This window comes from Pseudomonadota bacterium, assembly GCA_039815145.1.
Classification (GTDB): Bacteria; Pseudomonadota; Gammaproteobacteria; order Steroidobacterales; family JBCBZW01; genus JBCBZW01.
The window spans coordinates 11,588-31,968 of record JBCBZW010000041.1 but is presented as its reverse complement, the minus strand read 5'-3'; the positions used below and the strand labels follow the sequence as shown (position 1 = coordinate 31,968).

Annotated in this window: 19 protein-coding genes; 5 read left to right on the top strand and 14 right to left on the bottom strand. The window is 66.2% G+C overall.

Annotated features, from left to right (window positions below):
- The first annotated feature begins 174 nt into the window (after positions 1-174).
- The 4 genes from AAF184_12325 to AAF184_12310 all read left to right on the top strand — a co-directional run bounded on the left by AAF184_12325 (position 175) and on the right by AAF184_12310 (position 5,543).
- The gene (locus tag AAF184_12325; GenBank protein ID MEO0423118.1) at positions 175-801 is read left to right on the top strand and encodes a FlhC family transcriptional regulator; all 627 of its coding nucleotides are present in this window, start codon (positions 175-177) and stop codon (positions 799-801) included.
- 297 nt (positions 802-1,098) lie between these two features.
- Positions 1,099-2,928 (top strand): SLC13 family permease, encoded by a 1,830-nt coding sequence (locus AAF184_12320; GenBank protein MEO0423117.1) that lies wholly within the window; start codon positions 1,099-1,101, stop codon positions 2,926-2,928.
- A gap of 200 nt (positions 2,929-3,128) precedes the next feature.
- Positions 3,129-3,956: a DUF6502 family protein gene (locus AAF184_12315; protein ID MEO0423116.1), complete on the top strand. Its 828-nt coding sequence runs from the start codon at positions 3,129-3,131 to the stop codon at positions 3,954-3,956.
- 51 nt (positions 3,957-4,007) lie between these two features.
- Positions 4,008-5,543, top strand: coding sequence for a DUF5666 domain-containing protein (locus AAF184_12310; protein MEO0423115.1), 1,536 nt, complete (start codon positions 4,008-4,010; stop codon positions 5,541-5,543).
- 53 nt (positions 5,544-5,596) lie between these two features.
- On the opposite strand, the gene AAF184_12305 is transcribed toward AAF184_12310, so the two are convergent.
- The 11 genes from AAF184_12305 to dapF form a co-directional block, all read right to left on the bottom strand.
- A complete protein-coding gene (locus AAF184_12305; protein MEO0423114.1) occupies positions 5,597-6,034 on the bottom strand; it encodes a PaaI family thioesterase in 438 nt (145 codons plus the stop codon).
- Positions 6,031-7,236 carry an MFS transporter gene (locus tag AAF184_12300; protein MEO0423113.1) on the bottom strand — a complete coding sequence of 402 codons (1,206 nt, stop codon included), beginning with the start codon at positions 7,234-7,236 and terminating at the stop codon, positions 6,031-6,033. Before AAF184_12300 ends, AAF184_12305 begins: the two co-directional genes overlap by 4 nt.
- Before the next feature lie 5 nt (positions 7,237-7,241).
- Entirely contained in the window at positions 7,242-8,885 is a 1,644-nt protein-coding gene (ubiB, locus tag AAF184_12295; GenBank protein MEO0423112.1) for a ubiquinone biosynthesis regulatory protein kinase UbiB, read from the bottom strand.
- Positions 8,886-8,915: 30 nt separating this feature from the next.
- Positions 8,916-9,515, bottom strand: coding sequence for a hypothetical protein (locus AAF184_12290; protein ID MEO0423111.1), 600 nt, complete (start codon positions 9,513-9,515; stop codon positions 8,916-8,918).
- A 29-nt stretch (positions 9,516-9,544) separates the two neighbouring features.
- Entirely contained in the window at positions 9,545-10,345 is an 801-nt protein-coding gene (gene ubiE / locus AAF184_12285; protein MEO0423110.1) for a bifunctional demethylmenaquinone methyltransferase/2-methoxy-6-polyprenyl-1,4-benzoquinol methylase UbiE, read from the bottom strand.
- Positions 10,342-10,740 carry a gamma-butyrobetaine hydroxylase-like domain-containing protein gene (locus AAF184_12280; protein ID MEO0423109.1) on the bottom strand — a complete coding sequence of 133 codons (399 nt, stop codon included), beginning with the start codon at positions 10,738-10,740 and terminating at the stop codon, positions 10,342-10,344. The genes ubiE and AAF184_12280 overlap by 4 nt, the downstream gene beginning before the upstream one ends.
- 9 nt (positions 10,741-10,749) lie before the next feature.
- Positions 10,750-12,087 (bottom strand): ATP-dependent protease ATPase subunit HslU, encoded by a 1,338-nt coding sequence (gene hslU / locus AAF184_12275; protein ID MEO0423108.1) that lies wholly within the window; start codon positions 12,085-12,087, stop codon positions 10,750-10,752.
- Between the two features lie 49 nt (positions 12,088-12,136).
- A complete protein-coding gene (hslV, locus tag AAF184_12270; protein MEO0423107.1) occupies positions 12,137-12,700 on the bottom strand; it encodes an ATP-dependent protease subunit HslV in 564 nt (187 codons plus the stop codon).
- Between the two features lie 61 nt (positions 12,701-12,761).
- Positions 12,762-13,637, bottom strand: a complete 876-nt coding sequence (gene xerC / locus AAF184_12265) for a tyrosine recombinase XerC (GenBank protein MEO0423106.1) — start codon at positions 13,635-13,637, stop codon at positions 12,762-12,764.
- 101 nt (positions 13,638-13,738) lie between these two features.
- A complete protein-coding gene (locus AAF184_12260; protein ID MEO0423105.1) occupies positions 13,739-14,449 on the bottom strand; it encodes a DUF484 family protein in 711 nt (236 codons plus the stop codon).
- On the bottom strand, positions 14,446-15,288 hold the full coding sequence (dapF, locus tag AAF184_12255) for a diaminopimelate epimerase (protein MEO0423104.1): 843 nt from the start codon (positions 15,286-15,288) through the stop codon (positions 14,446-14,448). Before dapF ends, AAF184_12260 begins: the two co-directional genes overlap by 4 nt.
- A gap of 139 nt (positions 15,289-15,427) precedes the next feature.
- Here dapF and ubiD point away from each other — a divergent pair, with 139 nt between their 5' ends.
- On the top strand, positions 15,428-16,894 hold the full coding sequence (gene ubiD, locus AAF184_12250) for a 4-hydroxy-3-polyprenylbenzoate decarboxylase (GenBank protein MEO0423103.1): 1,467 nt from the start codon (positions 15,428-15,430) through the stop codon (positions 16,892-16,894).
- Positions 16,895-16,933: 39 nt separating this feature from the next.
- Here ubiD and AAF184_12245 read toward each other — a convergent pair whose 3' ends face one another.
- The 3 genes from AAF184_12245 to AAF184_12235 all read right to left on the bottom strand — a co-directional run bounded on the left by AAF184_12245 (position 16,934) and on the right by AAF184_12235 (position 20,380).
- Positions 16,934-17,569 (bottom strand): AraC family transcriptional regulator, encoded by a 636-nt coding sequence (locus AAF184_12245; protein ID MEO0423102.1) that lies wholly within the window; start codon positions 17,567-17,569, stop codon positions 16,934-16,936.
- A gap of 304 nt (positions 17,570-17,873) precedes the next feature.
- Complete coding sequence (locus AAF184_12240) at positions 17,874-19,205, bottom strand: heme biosynthesis HemY N-terminal domain-containing protein (GenBank protein ID MEO0423101.1); 1,332 nt, start codon at positions 19,203-19,205, stop codon at positions 17,874-17,876.
- The gene (locus AAF184_12235; protein ID MEO0423100.1) at positions 19,202-20,380 is read right to left on the bottom strand and encodes a uroporphyrinogen-III C-methyltransferase; all 1,179 of its coding nucleotides are present in this window, start codon (positions 20,378-20,380) and stop codon (positions 19,202-19,204) included. The genes AAF184_12240 and AAF184_12235 overlap by 4 nt, the downstream gene beginning before the upstream one ends.
- Position 20,381 lies beyond the last annotated feature (1 nt).

Genomic DNA, 20,381 nt, shown 5'->3' with positions numbered 1-20,381 from the left:
GACTCGATTCTAGGCATTGCCCCTAGGCGGGTTTCATCCCCATAATTGCGCCAAATGGAGCAATTAGGGAAGCCGAGGCGCGAAAATTGCTCCAAAAGGCGCAATTTTCCTGTGCGATGCATCATCATTGGTGCGGTACACCTGGTATCGTAGGACCGCGATCAGGAGAGAAAGATGGAGCAGATTGCCGGCTATCTGGATGAGCGCCAGCGCACCGAACTCGCCCTACGGATGATTGGGCACGAAGCGCGCACGTGCACGATAAAGTCGTGCACGGGGCTGTCGGACGACCGTATCCGCCGCCTCTACGGACGGTACTTCAAGGACGAGGTGCACGCCGTCAAGCGGCAACGGGGCAAGTCACCGTCACGCACGTCGATCTACGTGCGCAACGCCACCTACCAGTGCGAGGCGACGTCGCTGGCGATGCTCCTGCTGGCGAGCGATGTGCTTGCGCTGGCGCCCGACGGGAGCCTCGACGATCTCGAACGCGCCAACCCCCTGGAGATCGGTCTGCGCTTTTGCCTGGCCTTCGAGACGTACCGGTCCCTCCATCGCACCCCCCACTTCTGCTTCGAGCGCGCCTGGGGCTTGTATCGGGCCCTGGAGCGCGGCGATGAGCTCGTGCTCATGGCCTGCGCTGCCTGTGCGGGCGTCTACGTGCATCATGTGATGGAGATGGATGAGGGTCACTGCCCCTGCTGCCGACTGAAAGGGGTGCAGCGGCGGCGATCGGCGAAATCCGTCTGTGACCTCGCCACCCGCCGACGCCACGCGGCGAGTCGCGCTCAGGCGGGGTGAGCTTCACACGCTTGCCCGTCCGGGCGGGGCCGATTAACCTGCCAGGGCGTTCGCCGAGCGAAGGGCTAACTCTCCCCTGAGCTGAGCACGCCAAACACGAACGCGTCGCGTTCGCCACTTCTCAATCGAGCTCCGGGGGAATCATGTCGGCACCTGTCTGCGCTGCCGCAGCAGCGTCGTCTGCGGTCGCCTCGGCGCTGCGCTTCGATTCGGTGTGGGTGCTGCGGCCACGTAGCCGCTGAGCTTCTCCTCACCCGAACCGCAGTCAAGCTTCGGCCCAGCTCCCTTAAGCGTTCTATGGCTTCCCTGCCCGATCTGCACGGCCTCATCGTCATGCTGCTCACGCTCGGCGCCCTGGTGCTGTTCTCCCGGGATCGCCTGCCGCTCGAGACGTCCTGCCTGACCATTCTGGTCTTGCTGGTATTGCTGTTTCAGTTCTTCCCCTACGCCCCCCAGGGTGTACCCCTCGCCCCCACCGAGTTCCTCATGGGCTTTGGCCACGAGGCGCTGATCACCATCTGTGCGCTCATGATCGTGGGCAAGGGCCTGGAGACCACCGGCGCGCTGAAACCGCTCGCCGTTGCCCTCTCCCAGGGCTGGCAGCGCAATCCGGTGATGTCCTTGCTACTAACGCTGACGCTAGGTGCGCTGCTCAGTGCCTTCGTCAACAACACGCCGATCGTGGTGATGTTGCTGCCCATTCTGGTCAGCGTGTCCATTCAGAACCGCAAGCCGGCCTCGGCGGTGTTGATGCCCATGGGCCTGGCGACGCTGCTCGGCGGCATGGCCACGACCATCGGCACGTCGACCAACTTGCTGGTGGTCTCCATCGCGCAGGACCTGGGGCAGCCGCGCATGGGCATGTTCGACTTCACCCTGCCTGCGCTGATCGCCGGCACCGTGGGTGTGATCTACCTGTGGCAGGTGGCGCCGCGCCTTCTCCCCGAGCGCCAGGCCCTGCTCAGTGATACTTCACCCCGCGTCTTCACCGCCCTCCTCCACGTGAATGACGACAGCTTCGCCAACGGCCGTACGCTGGCCGAGGTGCGCAAGCGCACGGAGGACAACATCAAGATCGAGCGCATCCAGCGCGGTGAGAACCTCTACCTCACGCGCTTGCCCTCGGTGCAGATCATGGCGGGCGATCGCCTGGTGGTGAACGACACGCCCGAGCGCCTGAAGGAGTTCGAGCGCGTGCTCGGCACGCGCCTGTACAGCGCGGACGATCCGGAACAGCCGATCACCGGTGATGATCAGCTTGCCGCCGCCGGCCAGCAGCTGGCCGAGGTAGTGGTCACCCGTGGCTCGCCCCTGCACCATCGCACGCTGCGCCGAACTCGCTTCTCCACCCGCTATCGCCTGATGCCGCTCGCACTCCACCGCGCCAAGGGGGATCCGACGGGTAACAGCGAGCTGCGAGACGTGCGCTTGCGCGCGGGCGATGTGATTCTCGTCCAGGGCACGCGCGATGCGATCAACGAACTGAAGCGCTCGAGCGACATGCTCGTGTTGGACGGCACCACCGATCTGCCCTACACCGAACGCGCTCGCTGGGCGCTCGGCATCATGCTCGCGGTCATCGGCTCTGCCGCCCTCGACATCATGCCCATCTCCGTAAGCTCCCTTACCGGCGTGGCGCTGATGATTCTCACGGGCTGTCTGACCTGGCGGGACCTGAGTTCCGCGCTGAGCGCACCGGTGATCCTGGTGATCGTGGTGAGTCTCGCCTTGGGGTCCGCCCTGATGGCGACGGGGGGTGCCGCCTTCCTGGCGGACTCCTATGTGGGGCTGACGCAGAACCTGCCCATCCCCATCGTGATGAGCGGCTTGATGTTGCTGATGGCGGTGATCACCAACGTGGTCTCCAACAACGCCGCGGCGGTGATCGGCACGCCGATCGCGATCGGCATCGCGCAGAGCCTCGGCGCCCCGATCGAACCCTTCGTGCTAGCCGTCTTGTTCGGTGCCAACATGAGCTACGCCACGCCGATCGGCTACCAGACCAATCTCCTCGTGTTGAGTGCCGGCGGCTACAAGTTCAGCGACTTTCTGCGCGTGGGCGTGCCGCTGACCTTGATCGTCTGGCTGACCCTCTCCGTGGTGCTCACGCTGCTCTACGGCCTCTAGGCCGCCCTCCCCGCCGCCCTACCGCGCCTGCAGGCGCGCCGCTCCGCCGGTTCGCGGCTGGGCCCCTGCTCGTGCCCCTGCTCCGGCAACCAGCCGACGCACGCCTCGTTGCGCGACACCGGGTTCGCTTCCGGGGCGGTGCTCTGTCGCCATCCCCAAACACTTCTCAATCTCCATATGTGGGCGTATATTGACCACATATGGACGATGCTAATCGAAACTCAGCCATCGCTCGGGCCTGTCGCCTGATGCTTCGGCCCATCGCTCGGCTGCTGATTCGCTCCAGCGTGCCCTTCAAGGACTTCGTGGAGCTGGCCAAGGCGGTCTTCGTGGATGTCGCCGGTGAGGACTACGGCATCCGGGGACGCGAGACCAACAGTGCCCGGGTGGCGATCCTCACCGGCATCAGCCGCAAGGAGGTCGGTCGTATCCGTAAATCGGCCCGGGAACGGACCGAGGATCGGGATCTCGGCTACGTGCTGCCCGCCACGCGCGTGCTCGCCGGCTGGCATCTCGACGGCGACTTCTGCGATGCCTCCGGGGGTCCGCTGCCCCTACCGGACGACAACCCTGACGACCTCGCTGCACCTTCCCTGTCGGCACTACTCAAGCGTTTCGCCGGGGATCTGCCCCCGCGAGCGCTGATCGGAGAGCTCGAGCAGGTCGGGGCGATCAGTCGTGGGGAAGACGGGTGCTGGCGGGTGCTGAAGCGCTACTACATGCCGGCGCAGCTGGATCTCTCCGCCATCGTGCGCGGGGGCTCCGTGCTCGAAGACCTCGGCAACACCATCAACTACAACCTGTTCCGCGACGCGGAGGCGCCCAGCCGCTTCGAAGGCCGGGCCTCCCGTGAGGCCGTCGCCAGTACGAGCGCGGAGGCCTTCGCCGAGTTTGTCGAAGCGCGAGCCGCCACGCTGCTGCAGGAGAGCGATGACTGGCTCGCCCGCCACGAGGCGGACCCCGAAGGCAGCAAATCGCGTGGCACGAGCCGTCTGGGGATTGGCATCTACCTCATTCAAGACGACTAGGTCGTCATCACCTTTTGTTTACTTAGTTACTACTTTCTATAGGACACAATGATGCAAACGCTCTCTACGGGTTGGCCCCGCCTCGCTGTGATTATCGCCCTCGCTAGCCTCGCTGCCTGTGGCGGCGGTGGCAGCAACGCCCCCGCCATGGACGACGGCGGAGGAGGCGATGATGGCGGCGGAGACGTCGGCGGCGGCGACGGTATGGGCGGTATCGACCGCGGCGGCATCGCCATCGGCGTCATCTCCGGCTTCGGAAGCGTCATCGTCGGCGGTGTGCGCTACGACACCGATGGCGCCGAGTTCATCATCGACGATCAGCCCGGCACGGAAGCCGACCTCGCCGTCGGCCAGCGCGTGCGTCTGAAGGGCACGCAAGATGATGACGGCAATGGCGTCGCCGAACTCGTGGAGTACGAGGCGGAAGTGGAGGGGCCGATCGCCGAGATCGACCTCGATTCCAGCACCCTCCTCGTGCTTGGCCAGACCATTGAGATCCGCAACGATACCCTGTTCGACGATGACCTGGTCCCGGGCTCTATCGAGGGTCTGATGGTGGGCGACTTCGTCGAGGTGAGTGGCTTCGCAGGCGCGGAGGGCCTGCTGGTGGCCACGCGCGTCGAGGTCGAAGACGATGCCGAGTTCGAAGTGACCGGCATCGTGCGCAACCTGGACCTCGCCAACCAGACCTTCACCCTCAGTGCGCTCACCGTCGACTACAGCATGGCCATGCTGGAGGACTTCGCGAATGGCGAACTCGCCGACGGTCTGCTCGTGGAAGCCGAAGGCACCGAGCTGGGCGCGGGCGGTGAGCTGATCGCTCTGCGGGTTGAAAACGAGGCGGACGACGATGATCCCCCCGGTGACGGTGACTTTGCAGAACTGGAGGGTCTGGTCACCGCCTTCACGTCTGCTAGCGAGTTCAGCGTCGCCGGCACGCCGGTAACCACGACCGCCGATACGGTGTTCGAAGACGGCACCGCGGACGACCTCGCGTTGAACTTGCGCGTCGAGGTGGAAGGCACCTTTGACGCGGAAGGCACGCTAGTCGCGGCGAAGGTGGAGATCGACGAAGCCTACAACCTCGACATCGAGGGTCGAGTCCAAGCGGTAGATCTCGCTGAGGGCTCTCTGGTCGTGCTCGGCCTCACGATTTTCGTCGACGCCCAAACCCGCTTCGAAGACGACAGCGACGCGGGTCAGCAGCAATTTGGTCTCGAAGACCTGATGGTCGGCGACTTCGTGGAGATCGTCGCCAGCCAGGATGAGGACACCGGCGTGATCACCGCGCGCAGCCTCGAGCGCGACGACGATGATGACGATGACGACATGGAAGTCTCCGTGCAGGGCTTCATCGACGCCATCGACCCCGTGGCACGCACGCTCACGGTGCTCGGCATCACGATCGTTGCTGATCCGGACGACGCCGAGGACTTCGACGAGGTGTTCGATCAAGCGATGGTCGGTGATCTGATCGAAGCCGAGGGCGTGCTTCTAGCGGACAACGTGCTCCAGGCGGACGAACTCGAGTTCGAAACGCCCGACGACAACGATGGCGACGACGACGACGACGACGACGACGACTGATCCCTAGTCAGTCGCGGTGGCGGCGGCAGGGGAGGGCCTGCCGCCGCCGCGGGTCAGCGTATCGCTGGCACCGGCATCAAGGTCACGGTCGCCTTACTCACCAGGCGCGAGCCCTCGTGGCCTTCCACCATCACGGCCGCTTCGGCGACCACGATTCGCCCGCCAGCCTTCAGCACATCGCTGCGACAGAGCAGCTTCTTCCCCTGCGCGCCTCGTAGGAGGTTTACCTTGAACTCGACGGACACGACGGTCTGATCTTCGTCGATCACCGTAGTGGCCGCTGCGCCCGCGGTGTTGTCGGCGAGGGTCGCCTGCACGCCTGCGTGCACCACGCCTGTCTGCTGTAGATGCTCCGGCGTGAGCGTCAACGCCGTCTCTACCCAACCGCGCCCCGCAGCTACCACTTCGATCCCCAGCCAGGCAACGAAGGGCGATGCGTCAGCGAGGGCACGTACTCGGGCGAGGGCGGTGGGGGATTCAGCGCGCGTCATTGATGAGGCCTCGAGGGTCGTGAGAGAGCGAGTAAGGTCACTGCCGCCAGCGTTGAGCCTACGGCAGCGCTCAAGAAGGCGATGGATGTACCGAACTGCTGCCATAACAGGCCGAACAAGGCTGTTCCTGGCAGCATCGCCAGTCCGGTGAGCATGTGATACGTGCCGAGGAGGGTGCCGCGCTGCCCGTCAGGCGCGGCCCGCGTGAGCAGGGCCAGCTCCGCCGGCGCGCTCCACGCCATCGCGGCGGTCAGGGCGACCACCCATATGATCGCGGCCCCGGGCGTCGCTGGCGCGGTCGACGCGCTCGCGATCCACAGCAGCAGGCCGATGCGCAGGCTCCACCCGATCAGAATCGCCGGCAATGATCCGAGGCGATCGCTCAGCTCGCCGCCGAACATGGCCACCACCGCGCGCACGCCGTTGATCAAGGCAAACACCAGCAACACGCTGGCGATGTCATCGAGTTGCTTGGCCAACCAGAGTACGAGGAAGGCGTCGTGCACGGCACTGACGGCGAGCAGGGTGGCGGCGAGCAACAGCCCGCGCAGGCGTCCTGGCAGGCTGCTCCAGGCGGGTAGGGCGGGGCGCTTGGTCGGTGCATTCGGCGCCAGGCGCTCACCGCTCACGCCGAAGACGATCAGCGCCATGACGGCGATCCCGGGGATCACGGCCAGGGCGAAGAGGCCCTTGAGCGAGAGGCCGAGGGCGAGGGCGCCGGCACCGATCGCCGGGCCTAAGCCCGAGCCCACGTAGTCCATCGCCCGGTGGAAGCCGAAGGCTCGACCTAAGCGGGCGTCCTCCACGGAGGCGGCGAGCAGGGCATCGCGTGGGGCGCCCCGCAGCCCCTTGCCGATGCGATCGAGGGCGCGCAACACCAGCACCGGCCCCCAACTGCCGGCGATTCCGATGAGGGGTCGCACGCTGCTGGCGAGCCCGTAGCCGGCGAGCATCAGGCGCTTCGGCCGTACGCCCCGGTCGACCAACAGGCCCGCGATGAGCTTTAGCACGCTCGCGCACGACTGGGCGAAGCCCTCCACCAGGCCGACGATGGCGGGCCCAGCACCGAGCGTGGCCGTCAGGAACAGGGGGACGACCGGCGCGAGCATCTCGCCGGCGAGATCGTTGAAGAGGGAGATCACCCCGAGCACCACGGCCGCCCGGGGCAGGAAGCGCCGCGGGACGCTGGCCGCATCAGCCATCGGGATCAGCCAGGTCGCGAGATGAGCATGAGGGCCAGGCCGAGGCCCGCCATGCCCCAGCCGAGCCAGGGCGGTTGACCGCCGTTGAGGCCTATCAGGATCGTACCGGCGACCAGCATCGCGGCGCCGACGTACACGCCGTGACGCCAGCGCGCGTTCTCACGCATGGCGTTTTGCAATTGTTCCATCGGCGCGCTGTCCAGGCGCAGGCGGAAGTCGCCGCGGGAGAGGTGATGCAGCGCTTCGAGGGCGAGGGAGGGCAGGGACTGCACATCCTCGCGCAGCTGCGGCAGGTGGGCGCGCAGCTTCTCCAGCGTTTCCCGGCCGCTCAGGCGCTCGGTCATCCACTCCTCGAGGAACGGCTTGGCCGTGACCCAAAGATCCAGATCAGGATAGAGCTGGCGACCTAACCCCTCGATGTTGAGCAGGGTCTTCTGCAGCAGCACCAGCTGCGGCTGAATCTCCATGTCGAACTGGCGTGCGGTCTGGAACAGGCGCAGGAGGAACATGCCGAAGGAGATCTCCTTCAGCGGTTTGTTGAAGACCGGCTCGCACACGGTGCGCACCGCCGTCTCCAACTCGTCCACGCGTGTGCCAGCGGGTACCCATCCTGACTCCACGTGCAGCTGCGCCACGCGTCGGTAGTCGCGCTTGAAGAACGCCAGCAGGTTAGCCGCCAGGTAGTGTTGGTCTTCGGCCGTGAGGGTGCCAACGATGCCGAAGTCGACGGCGATGTAGCTGGGGTTCGCCGGCTCGCTGGCGTTGACGAAGATGTTGCCGGGGTGCATGTCGGCGTGGAAAAAGTTGTGCCGGAACACCTGGGTGAAGAAGATCTCCACGCCGTAGCGGGCGAGCTGTTCCAGGTTGGCGTCCACTGCGCTGAGGGCGGGGATGTCGTTCACGGGAATGCCGTGGATGCGCTCCATCACCATCACGTTGGAGCGGCAGTACTCGAAGTGCACCTCCGGCACGTAGAGCTGGTCGCTGTCCTCGAAGTTGCGTCGCAGCTGCGCCGCGTTGCCGGCCTCGCGCATGAGGTCGAGCTCGTTGAGGATGGTCTTGCGGTACTCGCTCACCACGTCCACGGGGCGCAGGCGCCGGGCCTCGGGCCAGTACTTCTTGGCCAGCACAGCGAGCGTCTGCAGCACCTGCACGTCGCTGTGGATAGTCTTCTCGATGCCGGGACGAAGCACCTTGACGATGACCCGCTGGCCGCTCGGCAGGGTGGCCGCATGGACCTGGGAGATAGAGGCCGCCGCCAGGGGTTCCTCATCGAACTCGGCGAAGACTTCCGTTAGGGGTTTGCGGTACGCCTTCTCCAGGATCGCCTTCGCCTGGGCGCCGGGAAAGGCGGGCACGCGGTCCTGCAGGCGCGTGAGTTCGGTGGCGATATCGTCTGGCAGCAGGTCCGGCCGAGTGGACAGCGTTTGGCCGAACTTGACAAAGATCGGGCCGAGATCTTCCAGTGCCGCTCGCAGGCGCGCGCCGGCGGGCGCGCTCTCACGGCGCCGCTTGCGGCCGGGACGCAGCAGCAGCAGGAAGCGGTAGGGCCCCAGGAGCCGCAGGTTGACGACGATGTGCTCGAAGCCGTGACGGGCGAGGACCTGGGCGATGGCGACCAGGCGCAGGAGCTGGCGAATGACGGACACGTGAGGGTTGCTTTCTACCTAGCGAATCGACTAACGGCGGCCTATCGCATCGACCCGCTGGCGCAAGCCCTCGACGCGCTCGCTCAGAGCTGACAAGCGCTCCTCGAAGCGCTGCACCTCATCGCGCGGGGGCACGTCGCGGCTCTCCTCCTTGAGGAACTCGCCCAGATCCCGCTGCAAGGTGCTGCCGGCGCGGGCGAAGAAGTCGCCGAGGCCGCGCATGGCGTTGCCGAGCTGATGGGCCGGCAGGTCGCCGACCAGGCGCGACAGCTCCGCCTCGAAGTCCGGCCGTGCGATGGCGAAGAGGCTGGCGTAGCCGCCGGCCGTGCGCACATCGCCCTGCACGTTGACCTCCACGTCGCGGGCAGCCTCGAGGCTGCCTGCCTGGGCGAAGCGGGTGAGCTCCAGCAGGGGCCCGGAGACGATGGCGTTCGGCTGCTCGCTCACGTCGAAGCTCAGGCGCAGGGCCCCTTCGACCACCGTGAAGCCGATCGCGGGCGCTTCCGTGGCATCGATCACTAGCGTTCGACCCTCAAGATCCGCACACAGATCGTGGGCAGGGGTGGCGGCGGCGATGCGTCGGTTGAGCAGGGCTTCGAGCGGCATCAACAGGGAGTCGGGCAAGGGCATCTCGGAACCTCCTCGAGCAGCAGGGCGCGCTACACGCGATAACCACGGTGGACCGCGACGATACCACCCATGAGGTTATGGTACCGGCAGCGGGCGAACTGGGCGTCCTCCATCATGGCGAGCAGCGTGTCCTGATCCGGGTGCATGCGGATGGACTCGGCGAGGTAGCGGTAGCTGTCCGCGTCGTTCGCCACCAACTTGCCCATCGCCGGCAACACGTCGAAGGAGTAGCGATCGTACAGCGGCTGCAGGGGCGGCAGGGTGAGGCGCGAGAACTCCAGCACCAGCAACTGCCCGCCGGGCTTCAGCACTCGACGCATCTCGCGCAGGGCGCGCGGCTTGTCGGTGACGTTGCGCAGGCCGAAGGCGATGGTCACGACGTTGAAGAAGTTGGACGGGAAGGGCAGAGACTCGGCGCTGGCCTGGACGAAGGCGCAGTTGGCGCCGGCGCCCGCATCGCGCAGGCGATCGCGCCCGCGCGAGACCATGCGCTGGTTGATGTCCGACATCACCACCAGGCCCTCGCGACCGACTTCGCGCAGCATGGCGCGCGACAGGTCGCCGGAGCCGGCGGCCACGTCGAGGGCGCGCTGCCCCGGGCGCAGGCGGGCCACGTCGATGGTGAAGCGCTTCCACAGGCGGTGCATACCGCCCGACATGAGATCGTTCATCAGGTCGTAGCGATCGGCGACGGAGTCGAACACCTCGCGTACACGCCCCGCCTTCTCATCGCTGCGCACGTTCGAGAAACCGAAGTGGGTGGTGTCGCCAGGCGTGCTGCCGTCGTCGCGCGACGGCGCGTCGTTGGCCGTGACCTTATCGTCGCTCATGACTCATCTGCTCCGTGCAATCCATCCACATGCGCGAGGTACTTCGCCCAGTTGCTGTCGTGATCCCGGCCGAGCTCGTAGAGCACGCGCCAAGAGTACAGCCCCGAGTCGTGGCCATCATCGAAGACCAGGCGCACGGCGTAGTTGCCCACCGGTTCGATCCGCTCGATCACCACTTCGTGCTTACCCACCGGCCAGTTTTCCTGACCCGGCCCACCGTGGCCTCGCACCTCGGCCGAGGGGGAGTGTACGCGTAAGTACTCGGCGCTGAGCGCGAAGGCCTCGCCGCTCGCGTAGGACACCTTGAGCTCGCGACCCCCGGTGCGCAGACGCAGCTCGCTCGGCACGGGCTCCCCGAAGCGCCGCTCGCTGGCGCCATCCTTGTGTTCGCTCATGGGTGGCGCCTAGAGCACGTAGCGGGTGAGGTCTTCGTCGGCGAGCAGGTCGCCGAGGTGCTGATCCACGTAGGCGGCATCGATCACGATATCCCGACCGCCCCAATCGGCGGCGTGGTAGGACACCTCTTCCAACAACCGCTCCATCACCGTGTGCAGGCGACGGGCGCCGATGTTCTCCATCCGCTCGTTGACGTGGAAGGCCACCTCGGCGATACGCCGCACGCCATCTTCGGCGAAGGTGAGGCTAACGTTTTCGGTCGCCATCAGGGCGGAGTACTGCTCGCACAGGGCGCCGTCGGTCTCCGTGAGGATCCGTTGAAAGTGCTCGCTCGTGAGCGCGTTCATCTCGACGCGGATCGGGAAGCGGCCCTGCAGCTCGGGGATCAAATCCGAAGGCTTGGACAGGTGGAAGGCGCCGGAGGCGATGAAGAGCACGTGGTCGGTCTTGATCATGCCGTACTTGGTGTTGACGGTGCAGCCTTCCACCAGCGGTAACAGGTCTCGCTGCACGCCTTCGCGGGACACATCTGCCCCGCTGGCGCCCGCGTCCGAGCGGCGCGTGACCTTATCGATCTCGTCGATGAAGACGATGCCCGATTGCTCGACGGCCTCCAGGGCCTTCGCCTGCAGTTCCTCTTCGTTGACCATGCGCGAGGCCTCGTCATCCGTGAGCAGCTTCATCGCCTCGCGCACGGTCACGCGGCGGCTCTTGCGCTGCTGCTGGTTGAGCCCCTGGAACATGTTCTGGATCTGGCCGCTCAGCTCTTCCATGCCCGGCGGCGTCATGATGTTGAAGGATGTGGGCGTGGCGCTGATGTCGATCTCGATCTCGCGATCGTCCAGCTTGCCTTCGCGCAGCATCTTGCGGAACTTCTGGCGTGTGTCGCTGCTGGACGCATCGGCGGCGTCGGTGAAGCTGTCGCGCTTGGACCCGGGCAGGAGCGCATCCAGCACCCTTTCCTCCGCGCCGTCCTCGGCGCGATGGCGCAGGCGCGCCACCTCGTGCTCGCGGGCGAGCTTCATCGAGACGTCGGCGAGATCGCGGATGATGCTATCCACCTCACGGCCAACGTAGCCGACCTCCGTGAACTTGGAGGCTTCCACCTTCACGAAGGGCGCGTTCTCGAGCCGCGCCAAGCGTCGGGCGATCTCCGTCTTGCCCACGCCCGTGGGGCCGATCATCAGGATGTTCTTCGGCGTGATCTCCTGGCGCAGGGGGTCGTCCACGGCAGAGCGGCGCCAGCGATTGCGCAGGGCGATGGCCACGGCGCGCTTGGCGTCCTCCTGGCCGATGATGTGCTTGTCCAGTTCCTGGACGATCTCTCTCGGTGTCATCTGAGACATGCTGGGACCTGTCGTTCTGTGCTCAACGCGGGGCGGCTCGCGGCCGTATTCACTCCGCGGTGGTGCTCTCCAACTCTTCGATCGTGAGCTGGTCGTTGGTGTAGATGCAGATGTCGGCGGCGATGTGCAGTGCCTGCTCGACGATGCTGCGGGCGTCGAGGGTGCTGTGGTCGATGAGAGCGCGGGCCGCTGCCTGGGCGAAGGCGCCGCCGGAGCCGATGGCCATGAGGCCGTCGGGCGGTTCGATCACATCGCCGTTGCCGCTCACGATCAGCGAACGTTCCTGATCGGCGACACACAGCAGCGCTTCGAGTTGGCGCAGGGCGCGTTCGGCGCGCCAGTCCTTGGCGAGTTCAATCGCGGCGCGGGTGAGGCTGCCGTATTGCTGGAGCTTGCCCTCGAAGCGCTCGAACAGCGTGAATGCATCGGCGGTGCCACCGGCGAAGCCCGCGATTACCCGATCGTTACCGAGGCGCCGGATCTTGCGCGCGTTGTGCTTCATCACCGTGTTGCCGAGGGTAACCTGGCCGTCACCGCCGAGGGCGACCCGGTTGCCTTTGCGAACGGACACGATGGTGGTGCCGTGGGCGTCGAAGAAAGGTTGCTGACTCATTGAATATCTTCTCTCCCGGTGCCTCGCGTGGACCCGCGGGCAGCCGACAAGACCTCAGCGATCAATCCTGATCGGTGGAACGGCGCCGGCTCGCGCGCGGGTGGGCGCTCTCGTAGACGCTGGCCAGATGCTGGAAGTCCAGGTGCGTGTAGACCTGCGTGGTGCTGATGTCGGCATGGCCGAGTAGTTCCTGCACCGCGCGAAGATCACCGCTCGACTCGAGCACGTGGGTGGCAAAGCTGTGGCGGAATAGATGCGGATGCACCTTGTGATCGAGGCCCTGTACCTGCCCCCAGTGCTGCACCCGCTGCTGCACCGAGCGTCGACTCAAGCGCTTGCCACGTTGGCTGGTGAACAGGGCCTGCTCGCCCTCTTGCGCGGTGCGCACGCGCAACCAGCGGCTGAGCGCCTCACGCGCCTGCGCGCCCACCGGGACGATTCGCATCTTGTTGCCCTTCCCCGTGACGCGGATGGTGCCGTCGCGAAGATCGAGGTCTGTGACGTCCGCCCCCGTAAGTTCCGCAAGGCGCAGGCCGGAGGAGTAGAGCAACTCCATGATGGCGAAGTCGCGGTGAGTAAGGGGATCGTCATCGGCCCCCTCCAGGAGGCGCGCCATCGTATCCGGCGGGAGCACGGCAGGCAGACGCTTGTCGGCCTTTGGGGCCTGTAAGCCTGTCGCCGGATTGCTCGGTAGTTCGCCGAACTCCACCAGCGAGTTGAGCCACTGTCTTACCGCGCTCAGCCGCCGCGCCAGGCTGCGCGGTGACAGCCCTCGACGGTGTTCCCCGGCCAGCCAATCGCGCAGGTCAGTGGTGCCGATATCGGCCGGCGCGCCAAGCTCGCGCGCCTGGCAGAACTCGAGCACGCTCGCGAGGTCGCGGGCGTAATTGCTGATCGTGTGCTCGGAGGCGCGGCGCTCGACGGCGAGGCCGTGCAGAAAACGTTTCGCGCCGCGGCTGAAGGAGGGCGGAAAGCTGTCTAGGGGATGCGCTGCGGGAGCTGTCTTGCCCTCCGCCTGAGCGCTCGCCGGCTCGCGGTTCACCGGCCCCGTTGTCGGATCGCCTGGGCGACCAGGCCGCCGACCCGGTTGAGGAAGTCGACGCTCATGGTCGGCAGGAAGCGATCCGGATTGACGCTGCCGATCGCCAGCATGCCGATCGCCGGATCGCCGAGGGGGGTCACGGTGGCCGATGCCACCCGTTGCCCGGTTTCCTCGCCGAAGATAAAGGTACGTTGGGCCTCTGTGAGACGTCCGCAGCGCGGCGTCTCGGAGGTCAGCAGAGAGACGAAGTCGCCGCTCTCATCGCGCCGATCGATGTGCCGAACCCATCCGCCCTCGGCGGGGATCCCCTCCTCGAGGGCATCGTCGAACATGAGCAGTACGGAGAACTCGGCGCTGAAGTCTTCGCCCAAGGAGCGCTCGAGCACGGCGACGGCCTCGTCGGCGGAGCCGGTGGCGAGCAGCTTCTCCGCGAGTCCGTGAATCTTCTCGGCGAGCGCCGTGTTGCTGCCGACGATGGACACGAGTTCCTGCAGCTTGCGCTCAAGCTTCACGTTGCGCGCGCGCAGGATCGCCACCTGGCGTTCGATCAGCGAGACTGCCGGGCCGCTGCCCGGATCGCTCAGGCGCAGGGCACCCAAGAGCGTGCTGTGGCGCTCGAAGAAGTCAGGGTGCATCTGCAGGTACTGGGCGATCGCCTCCTCCGAGGGGTCTTGACTCGCCGTTCCAGTTTTTTGTTGTGAACTCATACTGTTACCTGTCCCCTGAACACCCATCGGGCGGCCCCCTCGAGCCACACGGGGTGGCCTTCGCCGGGCCAGCTTATCACCAGTTCTCCGCCGCGGAGCGCCAGTGTCACCTCGCTCCCGACGAACCTTCCTGTGGCCAGGCCGATCACCGCGGCGGCGCAGGCACCAGACCCGCAGGCCAGCGTCTCGCCGACGCCGCGCTCGAAGACGCGAAGTCTTCCGCGGTGGTCGGTGAGGGGTTCCAAGAAGCCCACGTTTACGCCGGCTGGAAAGGCGTCTAGCTGCTGAATCGCTGGGCCGAGCTGTTCGACGGGAGCATTGTCTATGTTGTCGACGAAAAGTACGCCGTGGGGGTTTCCCATCGAAACGGCCCCCAGTCTAACCGTTCCGTCGACCACATCGAGGTCGTATCGCCCGTCCGCCGCCGGCGTGGCCGCGATCGGCACCTTCGCCGGGGTGAACTCCGGCACCCCCATGCAGACGCTCACGCGCTCTGGGGTGACCCTTGCCTGGATCGGTCCTGCCGGACTGCCAAAGGTAAATTCCTCTGGATAATCATGATGTTGCTTCAGAAGTGCGGCAACGCAGCGTGCGCCGTTACCGCACTGGCCCGCCACCGATCCGTCCGCGTTGTAGATCTTGAATTCCGCCGCGAGTTCCGCCCCGTCCCCGGCTTGCTGGATCAGCAACAGCTGATCGAACCCGATGCCCCGGCGCCGATCTGCCAACGCCTGGATGGTGGCGGCAGAGAGCGGCATCCGCGGCGCGGTTTGGTCAAGGAAGTCGAGCACGAGGAAGTCGTTACCGCAGCCTTCCATCTTGTCGAAAGTCAGTTCCATAGGGGCCTGGAGCTTACCCGTCAGGGTGTCGTGAACAAGCGCGGGTTCATGGCTGGTGCCGCCTGATTCGGCGTTCCGTGGTGGCGGCACGAGCGCCCGCGGTATGATCCCGCCCCAGCCATTGGAGCCAGACCATTTCATGAAATACAGCGACTTACAGGACTTCGTACGGCAGCTGGAAGCGATCGGCGAGCTGCGTCGGGTGCAGATCGAGATCGATCCCCGGCTGGAGATGACGGAGATTTGTGACCGCACCCTGCGCAAGGGCGGCCCCGCGCTCCTGTTCGAGAACGTGAAGGGTCACAGCATGCCGGTGCTGGGCAACCTCTTCGGCACCCCCCGCCGTGTCGCCCTGGCGATGGGGCAGGAGTCCGTCGGCGCCCTACGAGAGGTGGGGGAGCTGCTGGCCTTTCTCAAGTCTCCCGAGCCGCCCGGGGGGATGCGCGATGCCTGGTCGAAGTTGCCAATCTTCAGCCAAGTGCTCTCAATGGCGCCGAAAACAGCAGGAAGTGCGCCGTGGCAGCGCAACGTGCTGGAAGGCGATGCGGTCGATCTCGAGCGCCTGCCGATTCAGACCTGCTGGCCCGGCGACGCCGGCCCGCTGGTGACCTGGGGCCTGACGATCACGCGCGGCCCCGCCCGTAAGCGGCATAATCTTGGTATCTACCGGCAGCAGCTGATCGGGCGCAATCGCCTGATCATGCGCTGGCTGGCCCATCGCGGGGGGGCGACGGACTTCCAGGCCTTCCAGCAGGAGCACCCGGGCAAGCCCTTCCCGGTCGCCGTCGCGCTCGGGGCGGACCCGGCGACGATTCTAGGGGCGGTCACACCCGTGCCGGACACGCTCTCCGAGCATGCCTTCGCCGGCCTGCTGCGCGGTTCGCGCACGGTGACGGTGAAGAGCGACCTCACCGGCCTCGACATCCCGGCGAGCGCGGAAATCGTGTTGGAAGGTCATCTCCATCCCGGCGACATGGCGCCTGAGGGACCCTTTGGAGATCACACGGGGTATTACAACGAGGTCAGCGACTTCCCCGTGTTCACGGTGGACCGCATGAGCTGGCGTGATGACGCCATCTACCACAGCACCTACACCGGTCGCCCGCCCGACGAGCCCGCCATCCTCGGCGTGGCCCTGAACGAGGTGTTCGTGCCCATCTTGCGCAAGCAGTTCCCGGAGATCGTCGACTTCTACCTGCCGCCGGAAGCCTGTTCATACCGCTTGGCCGTGGTGACCATGAAGAAGGAATACCCGGGCCATGCGAAGCGGGTGATGATGGGGGTCTGGTCCTTCCTGCGTCAGTTCATGTACACGAAGTTCGTGATCGTTGTTGACGACGACATCAATGCGCGTGATTGGCAGGACGTGATCTGGGCGATCTCGACGCGAGTAGATCCCACGCGCGACGTCACCATGGTGGATAACACACCTATCGATTATCTTGACTTCGCGTCGCCGGTGGCGGGCCTCGGCTCGAAGATGGGGATCGACGCGACGTCGAAGTGGGCGGGCGAGACGGATCGCGAATGGGGTACCCCCATCCGTATGGATCCATCGGTGATTGCGCGCGTAGACGCGATCTGGAGCGACCTAGGTATCGACTAGGTCTCGCCGGGTATGCCCCCAGCGGGGCGGCAAACTCGCTTAGGCCGAGTCGTCGCGCTGCTGAAGGCGTGCGTCGTCTGAGGCGCGCTCGGAGGAACCACCACCCTGCTGGTCACTGCTGCGGCGCTCGGCATGACCGTTGCCGTTGCTATGGCCGTTTCCGTTCCCATTGCCAATGACGCCGTAGTGGCCGTTGCCATTGCCATGGTTCACGTGGCCATTGCCGTTGCCGTTCGCATGCGTCGCGACCAGGCGATGTCCCGCATTCACCGGTACCCGTGCATCGCGCTCTGCCTGCTCGGCACGCGCCTGCTTGCGGTACTCGGTGGGCGTGACGCTCGCGAAGCGCTTGAAGGCCCGCTGGAACGTGCGCAGGTCGCGGAAGCCGACCTTACGCGAGACATTGGTGATGCTGAGGTCCGTGTCCGCGAGCAGGTGCATCGCTCTCAGGACGCGCGTGTAGTTCAGCCAGCTGTGGAAGCAAACACCGGTCTTCTCGTGGAAGAAAGACGAGAAGTAGCTGGCTTCCAGGTTGGCCACTCGCGCGGCGTCGACGAGGGAGATACGCGCGGTCGGATTGTCCTCACAATACCGCCTCACCCGGGCGAGTCGCGGGTTATCGCGAAACGACTCCGTTTTGATCTTGTCAGGATCGAACTCTGCCACTGCCGTCATCCCATCTTGGGGCCAGTGAGCGAGCGGGCGTGCCCCGCCGTAGTGATCTCCGGCCTTGTGCAAATCCCCGCGCACGCCCCCTGGGGGCCCGTCGCGGTAAGTCCATCTGACCACATCTGTGTCTAGATTGCATTACAGATACATGTGTCAGGTCGACATTACACGCAATTCCTGCCGTAGGTTTCGCGGTTTTCCCTTACAGAACCCAAAGAAATGCCGGGCATTTTGTCGCGCCGACATCAGGCAGTCGTGATGGTGCGCACTGCGCACCGCGGGAAAGGGCCAGGCGCAGGCCCCTTAGGGCCTAGGAGGTGGGGCGGCGCTTGCGTCCGCGGCGCCCGCGCGCCCCGCTACCCTGCGAGGTGCCGGAGACGGGTGCTGGGTCTTCATCGCTCACCGTGACGGTGGCCTCGGCGGAGTGCGCATCGTTGGCCGCGCTGCTCTCCAGCCGCGCGGGAACGCCGCTGCTGCGGCCCTCCGTGGTGTGGGCCAAAGCAGAGCGGAAGGCGATAGTGGCCTCCGCGTGGCGGCCCTGTTCATCCAGCAGACGACCGTAGAGTTCGAAGCTCTCCAGCCGTGGCGCCTGTTCGAGGGACGACTCCAGGCGCGCGATCGCCTTCAACGGGTCGTGCGATGCCCCGATCGCCGCGGCCGCGTAGAGCAGCGCCGGGTCCTCTTGGCGCTTACGTCGCCAGGCCGTGATCTGCGGCTGCAGCTTGCGTTGCTGCGCCTCACTCAACTGCCCCACGGTGTACAGCAGCTCCGGCTGCCACTGCTCGCGCATGCTGCGCTTGATCACCTCCGCCGCCTCGGCTTCGTCGCCGGCTTCGATGAGCGCGCCGACGTAGCGATGGGTGAGGCGGGCGTCCTTCTGCTTGCGTCCCAGTTGCTTCCAGCGACGCTTCAGGCCCGGTCCATCGAGTCGCTTGGCCGCGATGGTGATCGCATGCCCGGTCACTTCGCTCTCCAGCGCTCGCAGGCTTGGGGCGGGCAGGGCCTTTTCCTTGCGCAGGCGCGGCAGCAACTCGTCCAGCAGCGTCCACTCCTGCTGCTGTTGATAGATCTCCGCCTGCAGGGCGAGGCAGCGGGCGTGGCGCGGCCGCATCGCCTCCAGACGTCGCAAGGTCTTCAGCGCGCGCTCGAGATCGCCTTCCCCGATCTCCAGTTCCGCCTGCGTGATGAGGATGGCAGGTGCATCACCGGGAGCGTGGTCGTTGGCTCGCTTGAGCCAGCTGTCGCGCCGTGAACGCGCACCTTGGCGCTGCGCCGCTCGAGCCGCCTCGAGGTATGCGACCACCGGCGCATCACCGCGCACCGCCTGGCGGGTGAGGATGCGCTCTCCGCGGGCGAGGTTGCCGGCGCTGATCTCGCTCAAGCCGCGGGTGAGGGCGCCTTGCGCAATCGCTTTCTCGCGCGCGCCTAGTGCGCTGCCGATGCGCCTGGGCGCGCCGAGCACCTGCACCAGAATGCGAATGGCCACGTAGAGGGCCACCAGGATCATGATGAGCCCGGGCACGGAGGTCTGCAGGCTCGCATCGAGGAAGCGAATCTGTACGTAGCCCCGATCTTCGAGCAGGAAGTGGGCGCTGAAGGCGCCGAGGAACAGGCCGATGAGCAGTACGATGCCGAGCCTCATGGCAAGCGCTCCGCGGCCTCCCGCAGCGCCACCAGCGATCCGCTGATGTCCGGGCGCTCGGGAGCGATCTCCACCTCCCAGAGCTCAGCGAGCTGCTCGCGCATGCCATCCACCGCGCCCGACTGCAGATCGAAGCCGCCACCGGTAAGCGTTCGCTGGGCAGCTTCCAGGCTGATCCGGTAGTTGATCTGATCACCTTTCAAACTAGATAGGCGTGCGGTGAGTAGTTGCAGCTCGAGATTGCGGTGAAGAAAGAACTTCTCATCCGGCTCGAGCAGCGGTACCACCGGCGAGTCGTCGCGACGGAAAGACACGAGGCTCGACAGGGCGCCCTGAAACGCCGCGCGGGCGCGGCCCCAGCCTGCAGGTTCGTCCGGGTCGCCGCCTTCGACCAACAAATTCTGGGTTCGATCCTCAATCAGCGGAAGTTCGAGCGCCTGTGCGGCGAGCGCACCGAGACTGACCGCCACCCCGGACACATCCGTGCGCGGCATTGCGCTCACCGCGCTGATATCCGCGGCGAGGGCTTCTCGCACCGGCGTCAGTCGCGGCGAGGCGAGGGAGGCCAGGTGATCGTCGGCCGCCTCCAACGCGGCGAGCGCTACCTGGCGATCGCCGGCGAGGGCGAGGGCGGTGTTCGCCGTTTGCATGAGGTACTCGGCCTCGGCCAGCACCCACCGGTCACGCGCATTGCGCAGCACGCCGCCCGCATCCGCCAGCGCTTGTTCGTTGCGCGAGACACTCTGCCTCACCTGGCCGAGTTGTAAGGTGAGGTCCTCCACGGTGCGCCCGAGGGCCTCGACCGCTGCGTCCCCCTGGGCGCTTTGCACCTCGAGGGCGGCGACCGTGGGCGCAAGCTGGCGCAGGGTGGTTTCCTGGTTGTCGATGCGTCCTGCCAGGCGCGTCTCGATGGCGCTGGAGGTGGTGGCTACATCGGCTCTGGCGGCGCCGGCGGCTTCGCGGGCGGAGCCCAGGTCCTGCAGCAGTGACGACTGGTTCTGCCAAAAGGAGAACACCGCGATACAGGCCACAGCGGCGAGCACCAGGGCCGCGAACCCGAGCGGGTTGTGGTTAGTGGGCGAAGTCGCCTCGTGGGGATACTCGTGCGCCCGCGTGGCGCTACCGCCGCTGCTGCTGCCGGCCGGCGCGCTGGCCGTCTCGGGCTCGGTGCTCATG